The 18,186-nt window shown below is 45.1% G+C and carries 16 protein-coding genes; 14 read left to right on the top strand and 2 right to left on the bottom strand.

What is annotated here, in order from left to right; all coding sequences use genetic code 11:
• Window positions 1-3 precede the first annotated feature (3 nt).
• The 6 genes from BVG16_RS22290 to BVG16_RS22265 all read left to right on the top strand — a co-directional run bounded on the left by BVG16_RS22290 (window position 4) and on the right by BVG16_RS22265 (window position 6,766).
• Window positions 4-1,116 (top strand): hypothetical protein, encoded by a 1,113-nt coding sequence (locus tag BVG16_RS22290; RefSeq protein ID WP_078501391.1) that lies wholly within the window; start codon window positions 4-6, stop codon window positions 1,114-1,116.
• Complete coding sequence (locus BVG16_RS22285) at window positions 1,113-2,060, top strand: ABC transporter ATP-binding protein (protein WP_078501390.1); 948 nt, start codon at window positions 1,113-1,115, stop codon at window positions 2,058-2,060. Before BVG16_RS22290 ends, BVG16_RS22285 begins: the two co-directional genes overlap by 4 nt.
• On the top strand, window positions 2,060-2,944 hold the full coding sequence (locus tag BVG16_RS22280; protein WP_078501389.1) for an ABC transporter permease subunit: 885 nt from the start codon (window positions 2,060-2,062) through the stop codon (window positions 2,942-2,944). The genes BVG16_RS22285 and BVG16_RS22280 overlap by 1 nt, the downstream gene beginning before the upstream one ends.
• Window positions 2,945-3,013: 69 nt before the next feature.
• On the top strand, window positions 3,014-4,153 hold the full coding sequence (locus tag BVG16_RS22275; RefSeq protein WP_078501388.1) for a DUF2264 domain-containing protein: 1,140 nt from the start codon (window positions 3,014-3,016) through the stop codon (window positions 4,151-4,153).
• Between the two features lie 148 nt (window positions 4,154-4,301).
• The gene (locus BVG16_RS22270; RefSeq protein WP_078501464.1) at window positions 4,302-5,093 is read left to right on the top strand and encodes an ABC transporter ATP-binding protein; all 792 of its coding nucleotides are present in this window, start codon (window positions 4,302-4,304) and stop codon (window positions 5,091-5,093) included.
• Window positions 5,094-5,095: 2 nt separating this feature from the next.
• Window positions 5,096-6,766, top strand: a complete 1,671-nt coding sequence (locus tag BVG16_RS22265; RefSeq protein ID WP_078501387.1) for an ABC-2 family transporter permease — start codon at window positions 5,096-5,098, stop codon at window positions 6,764-6,766.
• Between the two features lie 51 nt (window positions 6,767-6,817).
• On the opposite strand, the gene BVG16_RS22260 is transcribed toward BVG16_RS22265, so the two are convergent.
• Window positions 6,818-7,168, bottom strand: a complete 351-nt coding sequence (locus tag BVG16_RS22260; protein ID WP_078501386.1) for a transporter — start codon at window positions 7,166-7,168, stop codon at window positions 6,818-6,820.
• A 73-nt stretch (window positions 7,169-7,241) separates the two neighbouring features.
• Entirely contained in the window at window positions 7,242-8,021 is a 780-nt protein-coding gene (locus BVG16_RS22255; protein ID WP_233147137.1) for an FG-GAP repeat domain-containing protein, read from the bottom strand.
• A gap of 173 nt (window positions 8,022-8,194) precedes the next feature.
• Here BVG16_RS22255 and BVG16_RS22250 point away from each other — a divergent pair, with 173 nt between their 5' ends.
• The 8 genes from BVG16_RS22250 to BVG16_RS22215 all read left to right on the top strand — a co-directional run bounded on the left by BVG16_RS22250 (window position 8,195) and on the right by BVG16_RS22215 (window position 18,097).
• Window positions 8,195-8,581: a VOC family protein gene (locus BVG16_RS22250; protein ID WP_078501462.1), complete on the top strand. Its 387-nt coding sequence runs from the start codon at window positions 8,195-8,197 to the stop codon at window positions 8,579-8,581.
• A gap of 391 nt (window positions 8,582-8,972) precedes the next feature.
• Entirely contained in the window at window positions 8,973-10,889 is a 1,917-nt protein-coding gene (thrS, locus tag BVG16_RS22245) for a threonine--tRNA ligase (protein WP_078501385.1), read from the top strand.
• A gap of 111 nt (window positions 10,890-11,000) precedes the next feature.
• Window positions 11,001-11,924 carry an ABC transporter ATP-binding protein gene (locus BVG16_RS22240; RefSeq protein ID WP_078501384.1) on the top strand — a complete coding sequence of 308 codons (924 nt, stop codon included), beginning with the start codon at window positions 11,001-11,003 and terminating at the stop codon, window positions 11,922-11,924.
• 2 nt (window positions 11,925-11,926) lie between these two features.
• Window positions 11,927-12,673, top strand: coding sequence for an ABC transporter permease (locus BVG16_RS22235; RefSeq protein WP_078501383.1), 747 nt, complete (start codon window positions 11,927-11,929; stop codon window positions 12,671-12,673).
• A 132-nt stretch (window positions 12,674-12,805) separates the two neighbouring features.
• Complete coding sequence (locus BVG16_RS22230) at window positions 12,806-14,740, top strand: ATP-dependent DNA helicase (protein ID WP_078501382.1); 1,935 nt, start codon at window positions 12,806-12,808, stop codon at window positions 14,738-14,740.
• Window positions 14,737-15,036 carry a DUF6509 family protein gene (locus tag BVG16_RS22225; RefSeq protein ID WP_078501381.1) on the top strand — a complete coding sequence of 100 codons (300 nt, stop codon included), beginning with the start codon at window positions 14,737-14,739 and terminating at the stop codon, window positions 15,034-15,036. The genes BVG16_RS22230 and BVG16_RS22225 overlap by 4 nt, the downstream gene beginning before the upstream one ends.
• A gap of 192 nt (window positions 15,037-15,228) precedes the next feature.
• Window positions 15,229-16,227: an MBL fold metallo-hydrolase gene (locus BVG16_RS22220; protein WP_233147145.1), complete on the top strand. Its 999-nt coding sequence runs from the start codon at window positions 15,229-15,231 to the stop codon at window positions 16,225-16,227.
• 259 nt (window positions 16,228-16,486) lie between these two features.
• Complete coding sequence (locus tag BVG16_RS22215) at window positions 16,487-18,097, top strand: sensor domain-containing diguanylate cyclase (protein WP_078501461.1); 1,611 nt, start codon at window positions 16,487-16,489, stop codon at window positions 18,095-18,097.
• Window positions 18,098-18,186 lie beyond the last annotated feature (89 nt).

Here is an 18,186-nt window from a genome sequence, read left to right as displayed (position 1 = left end):
CTGATGACGAACAATCCATTGCATCCTAAAGATGACAAGCATCAGACGGATGAAGCTTGGAACAGATTTCAAGCAAAGTTAGCAGAAGAGCCAATCAATCCAACGTGGGCGACATGGACGGCAGCTCATAACGATAATAATCAGAATTTGAATACGGAGTTGGATCAACAAGGAACATTTGAAGCGGGAGCGGATCATTCAGAAAACCATGCAATATCGACAATCAAACCGAAGTATGTGCGTGACAAAAAAAGGAAGCCCATGACGCGGGGACGCAAATGGGCAGGGTTTGCTGCAGCTTGCTGCATCGTGGGAGCTGTCATAGCTACGCCTGTTGGCAATAAAGCTCTTGCCGCGATTTTCAATCAATTTAAAGTGCAGAATGTCGCGGCCGTGAATGAAAGTGATATCCGTAACATTTTTAATCAAATATCGGAGAATGGTGAAATCAGCGAGAGCATCAATTTGTTTGGTGATTTCAAGCATACTAATGGTACATTGCAAGGCGAATTCACGCCGGAAGCAGCAGGGGAACGTCTCGGATATCCGCTGTTACCCATTGTCAAAGACAATCAAATTACGAAGGCTTATATTTCGCCATCCCAATCGATGACATTTAGCCTGCATGTGGATGAGGTTAACAAAGCGTTGCGAAAGTTAGGCGCATCCAAGCTCTTGCCGACATCCGTGGATGGGAAGCCGATTACGCTGGAAATTCCGGAACAAGTCAATTATAATTTGTCGGAAGGCGAGCAGTGGGCGAATTTAAGTCAGTTGAACGTACCGAAAGTGACGGTAGACCCTTCCATTTCCGTAGAGGAAGCATTGGATGCCGTACTCAATTTCCCATTATTACCCGACTATCTAAAAGAAAGCCTGCAGCAAAGCCGTATCTTATCGGGTGACATCCCGATGCCGATTATTACGGGCGATAAAACAACCAAGACGACGATTCAAGGGACAGAAGTGATTGTACAAGATGAGACCTCCGGTGACTATACGAATTTCAGAGGCACATGGGTGAAGGACGGTCAGTTGTATATGTTTAACGGCGGAAATATGTTTGCAACCCATGAAGCCTTTATGGATAAACTCAAGGAGCTGATCGGTTCATGAGCAGTATCGCCATCGCAACGGATGGGCTAACGAAAGAGTTTCATAACGGCCGAGGTTGCCGAGATGTGTCCATACAAGTGGGGAAAGGGGAAGCCTTCGGCTTCCTCGGCCCTAACGGCGCAGGAAAGAGCACGTTCGTCAAAATGCTCGTGGGCTTGATAGCGCCGACGGATGGACAAGGATTTATACTCGGTGAACCGATTGGTTCCATTGAAGCCAAAAGGAGTATCGGTTATCTGCCCGAGCTTTACCGATATCAAGAGTGGTTGACGGGGGAAGAGGTCGTTCGGCTGCATGCGCAATTATGCGGGATGGACCGACAAGTGATGAAGCAGCGCGTGCCTCAAGTGCTTGAAGAGGTAGGCATCGGATTGAGGGGTAAGGATCGGGTGAAGCATTATTCTAAAGGAATGCAGCAGCGTTTAGGAATCGCTTGTGCGCTGATCAATGATCCGGATATTGTGTTTTTGGACGAGCCTTCATCCGCTTTAGATCCGATTGGCCGCCAAGAAGTGAGATCCCTTCTTGCGAAATTGAAAGCGGAAGGGAAGACGATATTTCTGAATTCGCATCTCCTGGAAGATGTTGAAGTGATATGCGACCGCATTGCATTATTGAATGATGGACAAATTTTGCGCTCCGGGCATGTATCGGACGTATTACAGACGAAAATTTGCTGGCAATTAAAAGTCGGCGGATTCTCGCCTTTTTTGCTTTCTTGGCTTCGTGATACGAGTGGGTTCCAAGTAACATTGATGTCGCAAGAAGCAGATGGCACCGCATGGTTGGAGGTAGTGATGGAGCATGAAGAGCAAGTCGGATGGTTCAATACGCTAATCATCGGACAAGGGATGACACTTTATGAAGTGTCGCGCAAAAAAGAACGCTTAGAGAAATGGTTCATGAGTGCTGTTTCCGGGCTGAGTCACAGAGGTGAGCGGTAATGATGATTATTATGGGCATGACATGGAAAGAAATGATGCGCAAACGGGTCATGCTGCTCACGTTAATCATGACGGTGATATTCCTCATCGCGTTCTGGTTCATAGCTAAGACCATTGGCGGGATACACCTGACGAGTCGATTTGACCCAAATAGCACGGAGGTGCTTATTGATCGGTTTATGCGCGGTTCTTTTATCCTCATGTTAGGATTCTTTTTTGGCGCCTTTGTTGTAGCGTTTCTGTCTATTTTTAGTTCCTTTGCTGTAATCAGCGGCGAAGCAGAGCAAGGTGTCATGCAATCGTTATTGCCACGACCTCTTCCTCGATGGAAATGGTATCTGGGCAGATGGCTAGGGTATGTAACGCTCGGTATGCTGTATGCACTTATCTTGTTTATAGCTATCCTGCTAATCACGAATGCCCAAGCAACCATTCCAAAAGATCCAGCTTCGTTAATCAAATCATTCCTGCTGTTCGCATCCGTTGTCCCATTGCTCATTACGGCATCGATGTGGGGCTCAGGGTTCTTCTCCGCTGTTGGCAACGGGGTCTTCATGACCATGCTATATGGAGCAGGGTGGCTTGGCGGGATGATTGAGAAAGTGAGCAGTACCATACGACTTGATGCTGCGTTGGCCCAACCGCTTAACAATATATCGGGTATCATGTCGCTTCTCATGCCAGCGGATGCATTGCAACGCAAAATGTTAGCTGAATTGTTCAGCTTCAAGGATCTAGGGGGACTTATGTCGTCTCAGAACAGCCCTTTAGGCATGTTTGACATGGGGCAAATCCCTTCCTCCACGTTTATTATGTATACGGTCATCTACACGCTGGTTTTATTCGTATGGGGGATGCGAAGATTTGGCAAAAAAGATTTTTAAGCATGAAAAATGATGTTGAAGCGCTCTCATAATCTGGTAAACTGAGGTGGACAGAGGTATGGGAGGAATATGAAGATGGAAACTTCGGATCGATTATATTGGGTTGAGACCATGTGTCAAATTGCAAATCCTGTATTACATGCACTGAAAAATAGGGAATTGAAACAGATCATGCCTGCCGGTCATGAAGATCGTTCCTTGTATGCTCCGCTAGAAGCTTTGGGACGGACGCTGACAGGAATCGCGCCTTGGTTAGAGTCAGGTGAGTCCGTCGGGCGGGAAGGTGAACTCAGGGAAGCCTATGCCGAGTTAGCGCGGCAGTCGATTGAAGCTGGAACAGATCCGGAATCCCCGGATTATATGGTGTTTTCATATGATTACCAACCGATTGTAGACGCGGCTTTTCTGGCTCATGCCATTCTGCGAGCGCCGAACGAATTATGGTTCAAGTTAAAACCTCAGGTGCAACAACATGTCATCGAAGCACTACGTTCCACGCGAACAAGAAAGCCTGGATATAATAACTGGCTCTTGTTCTCAGCGATGATTGAATGTGCTTTATACAAAATGGGTTCGGATTGGGATCCGATGCGTATCGATTATGCCTTAAGACAACATGAACAATGGTACAAAGGTGATGGCGTATACGGGGATGGTCCGAATTTCCACTGGGATTATTATAATAGCTTCGTTATTCAACCCATGCTTGTCGACATCCTAGAGGCGGTAGGAGATCAGCATGCCGATTGGAACAGTCTGCGAGAACCTGTGCTGCAGCGTGCAGTGCGCTATGCCGGTGTCCTGGAACGCATGATTTCTCCTGAAGGAACATTCCCGGCCATCGGGCGCTCTCTCGTCTATCGATTTGGAGCTTTTCAACATTTATCTCATATGGCGTTAAGAGAAGAGCTACCGGATGAAATCACCCCAGCGCAGGTCCGCTGCGCATTAACAGCCGTCATTCAACGTATGATCGATATGCCTGGAACCTTCGATCAGGAAGGGTGGCTAACGATGGGCTTCTGTGGTTATCAGCCGGAGCTCAGCGAGAGTTATATTAGTACGGGCAGCTTATACCTGTGCTCGACCGTATTCCTTCCGCTTGGGCTACCGGCGCAAGCGCCTTTCTGGCATGATGAGCCAAAAGCATGGACATCGCGAGAGGTGTGGTCAGGCGGTCAAATTGCAATTGATCATGCGATCAAATAATACAACAAATTAGCGATCACGGTCATGGCGTGACCGCTTTTTTTATGTGCTGAGGACATATTTTGGTAGACTAAAGATGTTTTAAGAGAACCGAGTGGGAATATATGTTAAAATGTTCAATGTAGACCTTGTAGAAAGGAATGTTGACATGTTGAATGCGGAACAGCCGGTATTATCGATACGGAATCTGAGCATGAATTATGGGGATAAACCCGTGTTAAAAAATATTGATATGGAGGTTTATCCAGGTCAGATTATTGGTTACATTGGCCCAAACGGTGCAGGGAAGAGTACGACGGTTAAAATCATGCTGGGGCTAGTGGAAGGCTACACGGGAGACATAAGTCTTTTTGGGAAGCGTATTTCAGACGGAGATTGGGAATACAAACGAAACATTGGTTATGTACCGGAAGTCATAGATATCTATGACAATCTGACGGCAAGCGAATACTTGACGTTCGTAGGCGAATTATACGGTTTATCGTGGTCTACGGCGAATATGAAAGCGAAAAGATTAATGCATATCCTAGGGCTTGGGGAAGAGGTCTATGATAAGGCGATCTCATCGTATTCCAAAGGCATGAAGCAAAAGGTCATGCTCATTTCCAGTTTGCTGCATAACCCGGATTTATTATTTTTAGATGAGCCTTTAAGCGGGCTGGATGCGAATAGTGTCATGATTGTGAAAGAATTAATGTCTCAATTGGCTGCACAAGGCAAAACTATTTTTTACTCTTCTCATATCATGGATGTCGTGGAGAAGATCAGTAATCGAATCGTGCTCCTGCACGAAGGAAGAATCGTAGCGGATGGAACGTTCGAGTCTCTGAAGCATCACAGCCAAGAAGGGACGTTAGAACAGATTTTTACGCAGATGACCGGCTTTCATGAGCATGCAGCGATTGCTGAGGAATTCGTATCCATCGTGCAAGAGGTGTAAGGATGAGAGAAATTAGATCATTGCTTGTATTGGACCGATTCCGAAGCCTATTCGACAAATTAGGGATAGATTATGCTGTGATGCGCAAGATTTTGCAAGTCAAACTGTTGATGGATCGTCGACGTGTACCCACGGTGATCGGGGAACGGTCCAAGATACATGAAGAAGAATTTCTGGAAAGCAACAATTTTATGAAGTCGCTGTGGATCTATGGGATTTACGGGGCGATAATGATCCCGATTATCGTGATGGGAGATAATTATTTCATTCAGATGAGCCTCGTATTTGGCATGAGTATGTTCATCATGATGACGACGATGATTTCGGATTTTTCCTCCGTCATGCTGGATGTCCGAGATATATCGACCCTAAGTACGAAGCCCGTTGATCCCAAGACGATCCGCATGGCAAAGACGATGCATATCAGCATCTATATGTTCATACTTACTTTCGTATTAATGGCTCCAGGATGGGTAGCCTCTATCATTCGGCACGGAATCGGATTCGGTCTAATATATCTGCTTGAGACCATCCTGATGGATATGTTCATCCTTGTTATGACATCGATCGTCTATTTGGTTGTCCTCAAATTATATGATGGAGAACGGCTGAAGGATATTATTAACTACGTCCAAATTGGACTTTCTATTGGGGTTGCTGTCGGGTATCAACTTGTGATTCGATCCTTCGATCTCGTTCAATCGGCATTAGCCTGGACACCAACTTGGTGGAATTTCTTCATTCCGCCGTTATGGTTTGCTGCTCCCTTTGAATTATTGAAAGGAAACAGGAATGGCTACTACATTGCATTCACAGTGCTAGCCTTATGCGTTCCGATTTGTTTGTTCTTGACATATACGAAATTCATGCCCGCATTCGAACAAAATTTAATCAAGCTGATGCATAGTCAGAGTATGCGAAGTGCAAAGTCTTCACACGGTGTGATTCAGCGTTTATCCAAATGGATATGTCGGAGCACGGAGGAACAGGCTTTTTTCCGTTTTGCCTTACGGATGTTAGGGAGCGAACGCGAGTTTAAATTAAAGGTATATCCTTCAGTAGCGCTCATGGCGGTACTGCCATTTATTTTTATTTTTAGTGGATTGCGATCGAAAAGTTGGGCGGAATTAGCAGACAGCAAGCTGTACTTCACGATCTATTTGAGCTTAATGATGATTCCAACCGTCGTGAATATGCTAAAATACTCAGGGAGATATAAAGGTTCTTGGATCTATACGGTGGCACCGATTCAGAACATAGCGCTCCTTCATCGTGGAACGATAAAAGCCGTGATGGTTCGATTGTTTCTTCCGATTTATCTGATTCTTTGTATGGTGCTTATCGGTGTCTTTGGCATAACGATCATTCCGCACCTCATGATTATCATGTTCAGCGCCAACTTGTATCTGCTTCTTTGTTATCAATGGATTGGAAAATCACTTCCTTTCTCCGTCTCCTTTGCAGGTGCGCAGCAAGAATCACAATGGACGATATTCCCTCTTGTCCTGCTGCTTCTTCCATTTGCTGCTGTACATTTTGGAATAAGCAATAATTCTTATGCTGTATATGGTTATATGGTTATACTTGTTCTGGTCAATGCTGTGATGTGGAAATTCATGTTCCGAGGTACAAGGCCACACGATTCATCTAAGAACCTATCGATACATAAATAAATGAGAAGCATCGAGGGTCTGTCATCTTCGATGCTTCTCCGATGTTTAAGCTTAGAAGCAAGTAAAAGAGCTGATCTGATTCAAATCGATACCAAAATACATCCAATTTCTACCTGTCCAGCGGAATCCGGCAACCGATGTACGTCCTACAAAAATAGGGTAGAACCAGAAACGATTCCCATTCGTAAGCCAAATAAATGTATTGCGGAATAAACAACCAGCTATAGCGCCAGGATCCACGGCAAATGCAGAGACTTGTGGTTGTTGGGGTTCAAATGGAGGCGGCGGTGCGGTGGGCGCTTGCCCCATAGTCCCCTGCGGTCCTTGAGGGCCGATCGGGAATTGTTGTCCAGGCATAAAAGGTCCCTGTGGGGGATTGAATGGAGATGGAAAAAATCCCATATATAGTTCACTCCTTCGAGTATTAGGCTAACATAATGTATGCAGGAGTGGAGATGGTGGGTTGGACGAATACCTATGCGTATGGAGTAATTAATTGAGAACCAAGGATCGAGACGGTTAATCGGGCAGAACGGAAATGATCTTGCTCCCATGTCAGCAGGTTCTCGACATATCCTAACGTATCTGCATTGATCGTTCCAATGATTCGTTGCAGCACATAAAGATCATAGTTCATGTCATTCCGCTGAACGACGATCGGATATAGTTCTCCTAGAGCCAGAACCTCGCCTTGTGTAGGTTTTTTCAGCTTGCCGTCTTCTTGATAGAACTGGGATAAATATTCAGGCCCCTTCGTGGTTAAATCAAGCAAGAAAAGCACATTTAAGGAAGGGCTGCTTACGCTTGCTTTATACATATTTTCATAATGCATATGGAAGGAATATTCTTTGTTATACGAATCACTATTGAATAGCTCCTTCAACATGTTGTTTCTGAAAGAGTAGAGGTAGGCATAGAGGTAGCCGCCGCTTCCGCCTGCATCAATGCGAACGAGGATGTCTGCTACATGATCGTGATTGAAATCCCCTAAGAATAGCGTCGCGTTGTAACCTGCATTGTTCCGTAATTCCACGGTAGTCATGTGCTGGGAGTATCCATCTATAATGATCAAGGTAATGTGTTCTTCGAAAATACCTGATGAACCATCCGGCTTCTCGCCAACGAGATACACCTTATCCGGGATGCCGTCTCCATTCACATCCCCTTGTTTCCTGTCTAATACATAGGTGTTATGAGGTAATACGAGGTTATTGGCATGCGGCAACCTCCAAATCGGTGGTGCTAGATAACGCATGAGGTCATGCTCCTTTCCACAAAAACGGGCATCAATATGATCGTTCGATGATGTTAGAATATGCGTTAGCCTATCTTGGGGTGAGGGGTTTCCATCATGACTTTCAAAAGCAATACATGAAGTTATTCGATATATGGTACGATGAATCTAGCTATGAAATGGAGGGTGAGCGCGTGATTCAACATAAAGGATTACATCATGTGAGTATCATCGTTACAGATTTGGAGCGATCTAAAGCGTTCTATCAGAAGATTCTAGGACTACGTGAAATCGAACGGCCGGCATTTGATTTTCCGGGTGCATGGTTAGAAGTTGGCGATTCGGGACAGCAGTTGCACCTGATCATTCATGAAGGTGAAACACTTCGTACCGGTGGGATTGACACGCGTGACGGTCATTTTGCGATCCGTATTGCGAATTATGAAGCTGCGGTTGCATGGCTCCAGCAGAATGAGGTAGAGTTCCGGTCCAAACCCGATAGTATTACTGGATTTGCTCAAATTTTCCTGCTCGATCCAGACCGCAATATTATTGAGCTCAATGCTGAGATGATAAAATAGCACATTGACTTTTATCTATCAAGTGTGTATCATAATTTCCAAGTTCATATGTGGCCTTGATCAGAGACATGATTTCCTACGCGGACTGTTCAGAGAGAGAAGAGATTTGGTGCAATCTTCTTCAGAACCGGTTGTGTGATTACCCCTCTGTAGCCGTGACGTTGAACACGCAAATGTTCTTGCGTAAGTAAGCGACACCGACTTATCCTCGTTACTGGATACGAATAAGGACCTTACTTCTGCTTTCTTGGGCGAACATCCCAGGAACGTCATGAATAGGTTGAATTTGGGTGGAACCACGAGCTGAACGCACTCGTCCCTTGCCGGGAGAGATGCGTTTTTTTGCGTTCACAAAAGGGAAATGAATAGGTGAGAAATGGAGGCTACAATCATGGAGATCGAAGTTGAATTACCAGATGGAACAATTAGGAGGTATGTGCAAGGCACCACCGTTATAGAAATTGCAGAATCGATAAGCGTCGGCTTGAAGAAACAGGCAATCGCAGGCAAAGTAGATGGAAGGCTGGTTGATTTGACCCAACCGATCGAGCTTGATAGCCTCGTTGAAGTCATAACACTCGACTCTGCAGAGGGTCTGAACATATATCGACATAGTACAGCTCATGTGATGGCACAAGCGATCAAGCGACTCTATGGAAGCCATGCGGTTAAATTAGGGATTGGGCCCGTTATTGAAGATGGATTCTATTATGACATGGATATAGAACATCCGTTATCAATCGAGGATCTCAAGGCGATCGAACAAGAGATGCAGCGAATCATACAAGAAAACCTCCCTTTTGTTCGGCGGGAAGTTAGCCGGGACGAGGCAACGAAGATGTTCCAAGCATTAGAGGAACCCCTCAAGCTAGAGTTGATTCGTGATCTTCCTGATGATGTAACGATCAGTCTTTATGAACAAGGAGAGTTTACGGATTTATGCCGTGGTCCGCATCTTCCGTCGACAGGTTGGATCAAAGCGGTGAAGCTGTTGAGTGTGGCAGGAGCGTATTGGCGGGGCGATTCAAACAATAAGATGCTGCAGCGTATCTATGGAACTTCTTTTCCGAAGAAAAGCCAACTGGACGATCATCTGCACATGTTGGATGAAGCGAAGAAGCGGGATCACCGCAGATTAGGGAAGGAACTTGAGTTATTCATGTTCTCCGAAGAGGCGCCAGGCATGCCGTTCTTCTTGCCGAACGGGATGATCATTCGTAACGAGCTGGAACAACTCGCAAGAGAGCTACAGATACAGCGTAATTATAACGAAGTGCGTACTCCGCTCATGATGAACACTCGACTGTGGGAGCAATCCGGCCACTGGGATCATTACAAGGAAAATATGTATTTTACAAATGTCGATGAACATTCTTTCGCGCTGAAACCGATGAACTGCCCAGGTCATATGTTAATCTACAAAAATAAGCTTCGCTCGTACCGTGAACTTCCGATTCGCATCGCGGAGTTCGGCCAAGTGCATCGGCATGAATTCTCAGGAGCCTTGGGCGGCATGATGCGGGTTCGTACATTCTGCCAAGATGATGCGCATCTCTTCGTACGGCCAGATCAAATCGTCGACGAAATCGATCGCGTCATCGCGCTGATTGATCACATGTATCAAATTTTCGGATTTGAATACAAGATTGAGTTATCGACGCGTCCCGACGATTCCATGGGATCGGATGAGCTGTGGGAGCAGGCAGAATCTTCGTTACGACAAGTGCTGGATCAACGAGGCATTGCTTATCGGCTAAATGAAGGTGACGGAGCATTTTACGGTCCAAAGATTGATTTTCATATTTTGGATGCGCTCAAACGAAGCTGGCAGTGCGGAACGATTCAACTTGATTTCCAAATGCCTGAGAAATTCGATCTCTCTTATGTTGGAGAAGACGCGTTGAAGCATCGGCCCGTTGTGATCCATCGTGCCGTATATGGTTCGATCGACCGATTTATTGGGATCTTGACTGAGCATTATGCAGGTGCATTCCCACTATGGCTCGCGCCTGTACAAGTGAAAATATTACCGGTATCCTCACATACGTATGATTATGCGGAAGAGGTAAAGCAGGCCCTCGAAACGAACGGTATTCGCGTCGAAGTGGATTTGCGGGATGAGAAATTGGGTTACAAGATCCGTGAAGCACAAATGCAGAAAGTTCCGTATATGTTGGTGTTAGGCGAAAATGAGAAAAGCTCAGGTACGGTAGCGGTTCGAAATCGGGGCGAAGGCGACATGGGAAGTTTCCAAATTTCAGATATGATCATCAAGCTTCAAGAGGAAATTCGAGCGAAGACATGTTAAGGTTTCCTCTTTAAGTTAAATTTAGATTTATTTACTTTTTTTAGCGAAAAGATTACTCTGTTAAGGAGTAGTCTTTTTTGTATATGATGCTGATGTTAGGAGGGCGAATCATTGGAGCAGGCTATAGCCATTCACCTGGATAACGTACGTAAGCAGTACGGTACCAAGTTGGCCGTTGACGGAATCTCTTTACAAGTGAGTAAAGGGGAAATCTTCGGGATTGTGGGTCCGAACGGTGCTGGGAAGACCACATTAATTGAAATGATGGAAGGGCTTCGTCCAGCAGACGGGGGCCATATCACTGTATTAGGTCAGGATATTCGGAAGCAGCGCGAACAGATTCAACAGCGGATTGGCGTATTATTTCAATCGACCTCGATCCCGGGAAAGACGAAAGTACGAGAGGTTTTGAGTCTATTTGCATCCTTTTATGATCGAAAGGCCAATGTCGATGAGATTATCCGTTTCCTGGGATTGCATGATAAGCTTCATGCCATGTACAAATCATTATCTGGGGGTTGGAAGCAACGAGTTTCGTTAGCGCTCGCATTAATTAATGATCCGGATATCATCTTTCTGGATGAGCCGAGTATGGGGTTAGACCCGAATGCACGCAGCGATATGTGGGACATGATTCTTCATTTGCGACAAGAAGGACGCACGATTATCGTGACGACCCACTACATGGAAGAAGCTGAAGCACTATGTGATCGCGTAGCGATGATTCATAGCGGTAAGCTCATCGCCATGGATACACCCCAGAACCTGATCTCCCAGCTCGGAAAGACCCAACGAGTTACATTCAAAAAAGTCGAGCAATGCAACCCAGCCTCCTTAGAAGCTCTCCCACATGTCGTGAACATCGAATCAACACCCACATCAGTTGTACTACACACGGGCAATGCCGATGAAACCGTTCAATACCTCTACCAACTTGCAGCAGAAGAACAATGGAAGATTCAAGAGTTAAAGATTGACTCGGCTACCATGAGTGATGTCTTTATCGAATTAACGGTACAAGGGGGGATGAAGTAACGATGAATGCTTATTTCCGTCTCATGATATTTGATCTCCGTCTCTATATGAGGGATTGGTTAACGATATTCTGGACCCTCGTATACCCTATTCTGATGCTCCTCATTTTTGGACTCATTTTCGGTGATAACCCAGGAATTAAAGAGGGGACGCGCTATATCGATTATTACGTCCCGGCCTTGTGCGCCATGAATGTCATGTCCGTGGCTGTCTTTACGCTGAATATTAATATGGTGACTTACCGAGACAGCGGGATTCTGAGAAGGTTCCGTGTGACCCCGATTCGGAAATCTGCTGTGCTAGCATCGCAATCGGTGCAAGGATTATTACTCATTCTTCTTGGAGCTATTGAAATTATCGGGGTAGCTAAGCTCGTGTGGAATATTCATATTTCACCGATGTCTTTGATCCTGCTGATTGTGAGTCTACTATTTGGATGTATCGGATTCTTCAGCTTAGGGTTCGCCTTGTCAGGATTATCGAATACGCCGGGCGCGGCGAGCGGGATAGCCATGGCTATATTTTTTCCATTTTTATTTCTTTCGGGCATTGCCATGCCGCTTGAAATTTTTCCTAATTTCTTGCAGCGCATTAGCGAGTGGATCCCCATGACTTATTTTGTTCAGGCAGTACAAAGTGTATGGATGGGTGAATCGATTCAGACGTTAGGGCTCGAAGCGATGGTACTTGCTATTTTTGCCGTCGTGTGCGGCGTCCTCGCCTTTGTGTTATTTAAGTGGGAGCATTGAAAATTTATACTTAAATCACCAAAGGAGCATCCTCCACATTGAACATTCATTGGAGCATGCTTCTTTTTACTTGACAACATTTGATGTATAATGTAATGATGCAAGTTTACGAACGATTTGGAGGCAGCTCGATTGACATCATACCCATTTACTTTTGATCCCGCAGAGCCGTTTATACAGCAAGCAAGCGACTGGATTGCGGATGTATTCTATGAAATTTTACCGGAAGTTGGCTTTGAAGTTCGTGATGAGCAGATTTACATGGCTTTTCAGTTAGAGCGAGCCTATAGCGAGAAGCAGACGATTTTTGCCGAAGCAGGGGTAGGTACGGGGAAAACACTCGTGTATCTTCTTTATGCGATAACGTACGCGCGTTATACGCGTAAACCTGCCATCATTGCCTGTGCCGATGAGTCATTAATTGAGCAGCTCGTCAAACCCGAGGGGGATATTGCGAAGTTAGCTAAACATCTGAACTTGACCATTGATGCTAGACTTAGCAAATCGCCTGACCAGTACGTATGTCTCAATAAGCTGGATGAAACAAGATTTAGAGAAGATGATTCAGAAATTTATCATGACATGTACCGTGGTTTGCCTGATTTTGTTCATTTTCCGGATACGCTGCAAGCCTTCCACCCTTATGGGAACCGTAAGGAATATCCGGATATGACGGACGAGCAGTGGGAGCGCGTCGGCTGGGACGTATTCCAAGATTGCTTGGTCTGCAGTCAGCGTCATCGTTGTGGTCAGACGATTTCACGTGAACATTATCGTAAATCAACAGATCTCATCATCTGCTCGCATGATTTCTATATGGAACATGTCTGGACCTATGAATCGAGAAAACGTGAAGGCCAGCTTCCATTGCTGCCTGATCATAGCTCCATTATTTTTGATGAAGGACATCTCTTGGAGACGGCAGGACAGAATGCGTTGACTTATAAATTGAAGCAAACGTTGTTCGAAAGTATTGTGGTCCGACTCTTGCAAGGAGAAATCCGCGAATCATTAGCTGTCGCTGTCGAAGACGCGATATCGCAGAGTGAGATCCTGTTCGATCTACTAGATCGAAGCAGCGTCAAAGTACCTGCGTCGAATCGGAAGGAAATCGTGTTGAACGAGGAGCTTCTCCGTGAAGTGATCCGGTTCCGCGATCTGCTCGCTACCATTGAAGAAGAATTGGTCTTCGAGAGTGGTGTTTACTCCTTAGATGAATATCAGTTGAAAATTGTGGAAGAGCATCTGGAAATGATCCAGCATGCATTAAGTCTTTTCCGTCAACCGGATGAATTAATATCATGGGTAACAGAGGACCCGGACGGTGTCACACTGATCATTATGCCGAAGAAAGTGAAGGAAGTGCTGAAGGAACGCGTATTCTCGCAAAAGAAACCGATTGTCTTCTCCTCAGCTACCTTATCGGTGGATGGGAACTTCGATTATACGGCACAAGGTCTAGGGATTGAGAAATATTTGTCGTTCTCCGTGCCATCGCCATATGATTACAAAGCTCAAATGCGGGCGAACCTATATCCTGATCACACCGTCACAGACAAAGTGAAGCAAGTGATCCATTTGCTTCAGGAATCAGAGGGAAGAGCGTTAATTCTATTCCCATCCCAGGAAGAACTGCAGCAATTCAAGCGTGATCTAGCCGGATACGATGAGCACCAAGCCTTCCGTTTCTTGTATGAAGGTTCAGCCGAAATCAGTCACTTGATTTCTGCCTTTCAGAATGACGAGCATAGTGTTCTCTGCGCGGTAACCTTGTGGGAAGGTCTGGATATTCCTGGTCCATCCCTATCGCATGTGATCGTATGGGAATTACCGTTCCCGCCGAATGATCCCGTGTTTACTGCGAAAAGGAAGGATACCCTTCAGCCTTTCCAAGACGTGGACATGCCATATATGCTGTTACGGTTAAAACAAGGGATCGGCCGACTTATTCGGACAAGAGACGATCAAGGGATTATTTCCATCTTTGGTAAAGAGCTTCAACAATCCGAGGTCTGGGAACAAGTGAATCGGTTCTTGCCTCACGAAATAGAAAGGACAAATCCATGATTAACATTACATCCTATACCGTTGAACGGGTCAAAGATCCGTTCGGCATTCTGTCGGGAACACGCTACGAATTTCTATTGGATATTGAAGTCGAAGAAGATGATGAGCTGTATTCCGAAAATGGCTTGTACATTCGCGTGATCTTCAGTGTCGAAGAGACACAATCCCGGATTGCTAAATATGAAATCTATGAGAAATCCACGCAACGGTATGTTGATTTTGACTTAGAAGACGATGAAGTTGCTGTTGTAGAAGCTTTCTGCCAAGCGCACTTTACGGATTCTGACGAAACGTAGATGCGTAAAAAACTGCCCCCGGGCAGTTTTTTTGTATTTGAAGAAACGTTCTCGTATACTTAAATACAATTCCTAAGAAAGAGGGGTACGTTGATGATGATCTTGATGATTGTAGCAGGGATTATTCTCTGCTGTATCTTGCTGTTGTATGTGTACCCTGCCTTCGGCGCTAGGCAGACGAAGGAGAAGCGAATGGAATATGGAAGGTCCAGTCAATTTCAACGTAAGAAATTCGTGAATTTGAATCCAACACCGTCGATGGCGTATAACGGGAAGAATATCATGAGTTTGATTCGTGATTATATGAAGCCGAATCCCAATCGGAGACCAAGAAGCAAGATACCCATGATGAAGGGTAACGTACAGCTAGATCCGGTCGACAGGGAAACTACAGTGACCTGGTTCGGTCATTCCGCGTCGATGGTACAGATCGAAGGCAAAACGTTGTTGCTTGATCCGATGTTCGGTGATGCTCCATCTCCATTTCCTGCAATCGGCGGGAAGCGATACAGCGGTCATTTGCCTATTGAGATCCATGACTTGCCTGTGATTGATGCCGTACTCTTCTCACATGATCATTACGATCATTTGGATTATGGCACGGTCAAGCAAATCAAAGATAAGGTAAAACAGTTCTATGTTCCGCTTGGGGTAGGAAGTCATTTGATCCGATGGGGTGTCCATCCAGATCTCATTCATGAGTTAGATTGGTGGGAGGAGACAGAACTGAATGGTCTGCGGCTCGTATGTACGCCGGCAAGACACTTCTCGGGTAGAAGCATAACAGATAGTAATGCGACGTTGTGGTGTTCGTGGGTGATCCAGGGACAAGAGAGCAAGATCTTTTTCAGCGGAGACAGCGGGTATGATACACATTTTAAAACAATCGGTCATCAGTACGGTCCGTTCGATCTCACCTTGATGGAGTGCGGTCAATACGATGAACGATGGCATGCGATTCATATGATGCCAGAACAGACGGTACAAGCTCATCAAGATGTAAAGGGTGGCACGATGATCCCGATCCACTGGGGCGCATTTACATTGGCTTTACATGATTGGACAGATTCGATAGAACGTGTTACGTCCTATGGACAAGAAATGGGCGTTAGCATCGCGACGCCGCAGATGGGGGAACCTGTCATCGTAGGCAGTTCGAAAATTCCGAATCAGGCGTGGTGGAAACTCTGATCACATCGTTCCTATATTCATGAATGATAATCATGAAATTTTATAGGTCATATGAACTACTAGGTTTCGAACGCTTATGCATGAAGAGAAACAGCACTGCTCCCTCAGCAGTGCTATTTCTCGTTCATTTGTATATGACAAATCTTGCATATTTTGAAATGATAGTGATACAATATTTGATAGTTCATAGGATAAATTTACTATGAATTTGTATATTTCGACAATTTCCTACTATTTCAAGTCAAACGAGGGTATGAACATGGAACAAGCTTCAAGAAACAAGAGAGGATTCAAACTATCAGCCATTATCTCCTTTGTCGTGCTGATATCCGTTCTTGTTACAATTGTGATCACAACAATCGTTAGTTATCAAGCCGAGAAGAAATCTCTCTACACCAACACGATAGAACTCAATAATATTAATGCGAAGGATATGAGTAAAGCAACGCAATCCTTAGTTCTATCCATGAAGAAAAGTATCAAGGTTACGGCAGAATACTTCTCCGATGAAACGTTAACGGATGAAAATGTGCTCTCCCAATTAGATTTTTTCATGAATACGAACCATTATTTTAATTCGATCGTCATTGTCAATGTGGACGGTACGGTGGTCTCGACATCGCCGAACAATTTGGGACTCATCGGGGAGAAGTTGAACTCGAATGCCGCACAGAAGGCCTTAGAGCTCAAGGCACCGCTCATCTCAGAACCGTATCAAGCAGTAACGAAACGTCTCATCGTGCTTGTTAGTCATCCGATTTTTGATTCTGAGGGGAACTACAAAGGCTTTGTAGCAGGATCGATCTATTTGCAGCAACCTAATATTTTTCAAGAAATTTTAGGAACTCAGAATAAGAACAATAATGGTTCCTATTTCTATGTGGTAGATTCGTCTGGTACCCTAATTTATCATCCGGATACGAATCGCATCGCGCAGAAAGTCAACGAGAATCCCGTTGTCAAGCAATTAATGAAAGGGGTTAGCGGGCAACAGCATGTCATCAATTCCCTTGGGATTAGCTACTTAGCGGGATATGCGATTGTGAAAGAAGTCGGGTGGGGGATTGTATCTCAGACACCTGAGAGCTACATTAACTCTACAACACAGAAGCTGATCGAGAAGACGGTCTACTTTTCCATGCCTTATCTTTTTATTCTTCTTATTATGACCCTATGGTTATCACGCAAGCTGACCTATCCGTTGAATCGATTAGCTAATTATGCATCACGACTGTCACAAGGGGATCATCAACTCGAATCCATCCCGGTTTACACGTATTGGAATTACGAGACGAATGAGTTAACCAAGACGATTGCCCTTGCATTCGATCGCATGAAAAAGAAGACGGACGAGCTTTCGCAAGAAGCTCAGACCGATGCATTAACTGGATTAGCCAACCGACGTACCATGCAAGCGATCACGTCATTGTGGAAGGAGCAGGAGATTCCCTTTTCCATTATTATGGTCGATCTGGATCGATTCAAATTAGTGAATGATACCTACGGGCATCAGAAGGGTGATGAAGTGCTGAAATTTCTAGCCCAAATGATGATGGATGAGAAGCGCGATCAAGATTTTTGCTGTCGGTATGGGGGGGAAGAATTTACGATCCTGCTTCCGGAAACATCCGAGAAAGAAGCTTACCTCATAGCGGAACGCTTACGCATGAAGATGGCAACATTAATAAGTCCGATTGGTCGGTCTGTGACGTTGTCCCTCGGAATTTCCGCGAATAGTCATGCTGGAGAAGATCTGGACACCTTGCTGCAATACGCGGATGAAGCATTGTATGCAGCGAAGGAACAAGGTCGGAATCAGACCGTCATGTACAGTAAGATGTACCGTAAGGAAGTGGAAACGGTAAAATAATATACGTATTGAATCCGTATTAAGCCGTATTAAGACCTATTGAAGAACCATCAAATTTTTGGTGGTTCTTTTTGGCGTATACAGATCGC

It is taken from the genome of Paenibacillus selenitireducens, from assembly GCF_002021565.1.
Taxonomy (GTDB): domain Bacteria; phylum Bacillota; class Bacilli; order Paenibacillales; family Paenibacillaceae; genus Paenibacillus_K; species Paenibacillus_K selenitireducens.
This window is presented reverse-complemented; position numbering and strand designations above follow the sequence as displayed.